The sequence below is a fragment of the Streptomyces sp. NPDC006265 genome (assembly GCF_040613555.1).
GTDB lineage: Bacteria > Actinomycetota > Actinomycetes > Streptomycetales > Streptomycetaceae > Streptomyces.
In genome coordinates, this window is sequence record NZ_JBEXSH010000727.1 from 1 (window position 1) to 4697 (window position 4697).

Here is a 4697-nt window from a genome sequence, read left to right on the forward strand (position 1 = left end):
GAACGTCAGGCCTGACCCGAGCCCCCTTCCTTTTCGGACGGCCCCCACCGGATCTCCGGTGGGGGCCGTCGCTGTTTCCCGGGCACCGTCGGCCCCGTGTGGCCTCGGTGAAATCTTTCGGCCATGTCTTGACATGGCGAGGAAGCGATCCGTAGCTTGGCCGATCATTTAGATTCGTGAAGGGCGTTCACGAATATGAACGGAGAGCCACCCATGCGGGATCGCCGACGCTGCATCGCCATGCGGCTCCGCCGCGTGCGCCGCCTGACCGCCACCCTCGCCGTCTCGGGACTCCTGTTCGGAACGGCCGCCTGCGGCTCCGGTTCCGGCAGCGCCCGGGCGGACGACCCGAACACTCTGGAGGTGTGGACCCGGAGCGATCCGGAGTCCGCCAAGACCTACGACCGTGTGTTCGCCGCCTTCACCGAGAAGACCGGCATCAAGGTCGACTTTCAGCCGGTCATGAATTTCGACCAGCAGTTGCAGAGCCGCGCGTCCGTCAAGGACCTGCCGGACGTCATGATCAACGACACGGCCCTGATGGGCAGCTACCAGTCCCAGGGCCTGCTCAAGCCGATCACCCCGGCCTCGATATCCGGACATGACGAGATCACCGCCAAGTCCTGGTCGTCCACGGTGGGTCGCGACGGCAGGCACTACGGCATCCCGTACTCCCGGCAGGCCATGACGCTCTTCGTCCGCAAGGACTGGCGCGAGAAGCTCGGCCTGCCGCAGCCGAAGACCTGGCAGGACACCCTCGCCCTTGCCAAGGCCTTCGCCACCCGCGACCCTGACGGGGACGGCAGGAAGAACACCTACGGCATGGTCGTCCCGGGCAGCGCCCAGAACGGCTACGTCGCCTGGTGGGGCGCCAGCTATCTGTGGCAGGGCGGTGTGCAGATCCTCCGGAAGGAGGGGTCGGGCTACCGGCCCGCCATGGACTCGGCGGCGGCCGTGCGCACCGTCACCTGGATGAAGAAGAACCTCTTCTGCGGCGACAACGGTGTCATCCAGCCCAGCGCCCTGACCTCCGTCACCGCGAACACCACCAACTTCCAGGACGGCAACGCCGGGATGTACCTCACCGGCCCGTACAACATCTCCACGTTCGACAAGGCGCTCGGCAGGGACAAGTACGAGGTGCTGCCGGCGCCCTCGGGCCCGGCCGGCAACAACGACGTGCTGGCCGACGGCGAGAACATCTACTTCGGCGCCAGGACCGGAAAGGCGAAGCAGGAGCGGGCGCTCGCCGCGTTCCTCGTCTCCCCCGAGGGCCAGGAACTCGCCATGACCGGCGACCACCAGCCCGTCGTACGCATCCCGGTCAACTCCACGCTCGACGCGGCGAAGGTGCGCCACGACCCCCGCTGGAGCGTGGTGCAGAAGGCGTACGAGACCGCCTCCGTGCAGTTCCCCAACGCGCCGGACTTCGCCCCGGTCAAGCAGGACACCGCCGACGCGCTCAACGCGATCTTCACCTACTGCGGCAGCGACGTCCGCGCCGGCCTGAAGGAGCTCAACGACACCCTCGCCGGTGACCTCTCGGACCAGGAGCTGCTGACATGACCGCGACCGCGACGACGCCCGGGCCGCGCAGAGCCCGGGCCATCACCAAGAAGGCCGTACTGCCCTGGCTGTTCCTCGCCCCGGGGCTGCTGCTGGCCCTGGTCTTCAAGTTCCTGCCCATGGGCAAGGGCGTCTGGCTCAGCTTCTTCGACGTGCGGCCCTTCCTCGGTGACCGGTGGGTCGGCCTCGACAACTACACGCGGGTCCTCACCGACCACCGCTTCCAGGACGCCATCGGCCACACCCTGCTCCTCGGCGTCGGCATGTCCCTCGGCGGGATCGTCGTCGGCTCCGCGCTGGCGCTGCTGCTGGAGGGCCAGGCCCGCTCGCTGAAGATCATCCGTACCGCCGTGTTCCTGCCCGTCGTCACCGCCACCGCGGTGGTCGGTGAGATGTGGCGGCTGATGTACTACCCGACCTCCGACGGCCTGATCAACAGCGGTCTGGGGCTCGTGGGACTCGGGCCCGTGCCCTACCTGGACAACCCCGACACCGCGCTGTGGGCGACGATGGCCATGGGCATCTGGATGCTCGCCCCGTACAACATGGTGATCATCCTCGCCGGGCTGGCGGGTGTGGACCGGTCGCTGTACGAGGCCGCCGCGATGGACGGCGTCTCACTCCGGCAGCGGCTGCGGCACATCACCCTGCCGGCGATCCGGCCCGCCCTCGGCATCGTCCTGACCCTCGCCGCCATCCGCGGACTGCGCGTCTTCACCGAGGTGTACGTCCTCACCGGCGGCGGTCCGGCCGGCTCCACCGACGTGTGGATGACCCGCGCCTACACCCTCGGCTTCACCCGTAACGACATCGGCGGTGCCTCGGCCGCGTCCGTGGTTCTGCTCTGCGTGACGTTGCTGCTCACCGTCACGGTCAACTACCTCCGCAAGAGGGGAGACGTGAGATGAGCGCCCCCGCCATCGACCCCGTCCGGACCCCGGTGACCGCCTCTCCCACGCGGTCGTCCGCCGGGAAGCGGCGTACCACCCCCGCCCGCTTCGACACCGCCCTCGGCTGGAGCGACCGGCCGGGCCCCGCCTGGGCGCTGCGCATCCTGCTCTGCCTGCTCGCCCTGGGCGTCTTCGCGGCGCCGTTCCTGACCGTCTTCTCCGGTTCCTTCAGCGAGAAGGCCAGCGGTTCGGCCCTGTCGTTCCTCCCTCACTACCCGACCCTGCTGAACTTCCAGGTCGCGGGTGACCGGGGCATCTGGGACTACTTCGGCAACTCCCTGGTCATCGCGGGCGGCGGACTGCTGCTCCAGCTCGCCGTGTGCACGCTGGCCGCGTACGCGCTGGCCCGGCACAGGTTCCGCGGGCAGGCGCTGGTGCTGACCCTGTTCATGCTGACGATGATGCTCCCGGAGGAGGTCATCGCCATCCCGCTGTCCCTGGTCCTCGGGCACGTTCCCGTGGTCGGCGTCGACCTCAAGGGCACCGTCTGGGGCGTGATCCTGCCGCTCGGCGCCTGGGGCTTCTCCGTGATGCTGCTGACGGAGTTCATGAAGGACATTCCCACCGAGATCGAGGAGGCCGCCCGCATCGACGGCGTGGGCGAGCTGCGCATGCTGTGGCAGGTCGTCCTGCCGCTGTGCAAGCCCGCGCTCGGTGTCGCGGGGGTGCTCGGTTTCATCATGATCTGGGACCAGTACCTGCTGCCCCTGATCGCCGCCAAGGACCCCACCGACTACACGGTCACCGTCGCCCTGTCCGTCCTGCGCACCGACCCCGAGGTCGGCTCCGGGGTGGTGCTGGCCGGTGCGGTCATCGCCCTGGTCCCCAGCCTGATCGTCTATCTGCTCCTCCAGCGCTCGCTGGTCACCGGCATCGCCGCCGGGGCCACCAAGGGCTGACACAACCCCCACGTCTGAGGGAGACATGAAGTTCCACGGAGTGCTGTTCTTCCCGGTCACGCCGTTCGCGGCGGACGGTTCACTGGACGAGGAACGGCTGGCCCAGCACATCGAGTCGGGTGTCGCCGCGGGTGCGGGAGGTGTGTTCGTCGCCTGCGGCACCGGTGAGTTCCACGCGCTGTCGGCCGAGGAGATCGAGCGGGCCACCCGGGTCGCCGTCGAGACCACGGCCGGACGGGTGCCGGTGCTCGCGGCGGCCGGCGGCCCCGCCCCGGTCGCCCGCGACCAGGCCGCCCGCGTCGAACGCGCGGGCGCCGACGGCATCCTGCTGCTGCCGCCCTACCTCGTCAGCGCCCCGCAGCAGGGCCTCGTGCGGTACGTCGAGGAGGTCATCGCGGCCACCGACCTGCCCGTCGTCTTCTACCAGCGGGGCACCGCCCGGCTCACCGCGGAGACGGCCGCCGAGATCGCCGCCCTGCCCGGGGTCGTCGGCCTGAAGGACGGCATCGGGGACATCGAGCGGATGCACCGCATCGTCCGCGCGGTGCGTGCCCTGCCGGGCACGGAGGACTTCCAGTTCTTCAACGGCCTGCCCACCGCCGAGATGACCGCGCCCGCCTACAAGGGCGTCGGCGTGGAGTTGTACTCCTCCGCGGTGTTCGCCTTCGCCCCGGAGATCGCCCTGGCCTTCCACCGGGCACTCGCCGAGGACGACGACGCCCTGGTCTCCCGGCTCCTCGACGAGTTCTACGGCCCGCTCGTCGCCCTGCGCGACGAGGTCCCCGGATACGCCGTGTCGCTCGTCAAGGCGGGAGTGACCCTGCGCGGCCTGGACGTCGGCGGCGTACGGGCGCCGCTGCTCGATCCCACGCCGGAACATGTCACCCGGCTCTCGAAACTCCTCGACCACGGACTGGAGGTGGTCGGCGCATGAGCTCCACGCGTATTCGTGAGCTGATCGTCACCCCGATCGCGTTCGGCGACCCGCCGCTGCTCAACTCCAACGGCGTGCACGAGCCGCTCGCCCTGCGGGTCATCCTCCAACTCGTACTGGAGGACGGCACGGTGGGGCTCGGCGAGTCCACGGGCGGCACAGTCCGCCTGGAGCGGTTGCACGCAGCCGCGAAGGTGGTGGTCGGCATGGACGTGTTCGACAGCACCGCCGTCACCGCCGCGATCGACGCGGCCCTGCTGCCGACCGTGCCGAGCTCCCACGAGCGAGGCTGGACCACCTCGGCGGTCGAGGTGGCCTGCCTGGACGCACAGGGCAAGCTGCTCGGCC

At 69.7% G+C, this 4697-nt stretch carries 4 protein-coding genes and 1 pseudogene; all 5 read left to right on the top strand.

The features are described from left to right. Positions 1-213: 213 nt before the first annotated feature. Positions 214-1566, top strand: a complete 1353-nt coding sequence (locus tag ABZ281_RS38475) for a sugar ABC transporter substrate-binding protein (protein WP_356662661.1) — start codon at positions 214-216, stop codon at positions 1564-1566. Continuing rightward, on the top strand, positions 1563-2474 hold the full coding sequence (locus tag ABZ281_RS38480) for a sugar ABC transporter permease (RefSeq protein ID WP_356662662.1): 912 nt from the start codon (positions 1563-1565) through the stop codon (positions 2472-2474). Before ABZ281_RS38475 ends, ABZ281_RS38480 begins: the two co-directional genes overlap by 4 nt. Continuing rightward, the gene (locus tag ABZ281_RS38485; RefSeq protein WP_356662663.1) at positions 2471-3415 is read left to right on the top strand and encodes a carbohydrate ABC transporter permease; all 945 of its coding nucleotides are present in this window, start codon (positions 2471-2473) and stop codon (positions 3413-3415) included. Before ABZ281_RS38480 ends, ABZ281_RS38485 begins: the two co-directional genes overlap by 4 nt. Positions 3416-3440: 25 nt before the next feature. Continuing rightward, positions 3441-4349: a 5-dehydro-4-deoxyglucarate dehydratase gene (locus tag ABZ281_RS38490; RefSeq protein WP_356662664.1), complete on the top strand. Its 909-nt coding sequence runs from the start codon at positions 3441-3443 to the stop codon at positions 4347-4349. Then, positions 4346-4697: pseudogene (locus ABZ281_RS38495) on the top strand (glucarate dehydratase); the annotation flags it as partial. The gene ABZ281_RS38490 and the pseudogene ABZ281_RS38495, both read left to right, overlap by 4 nt.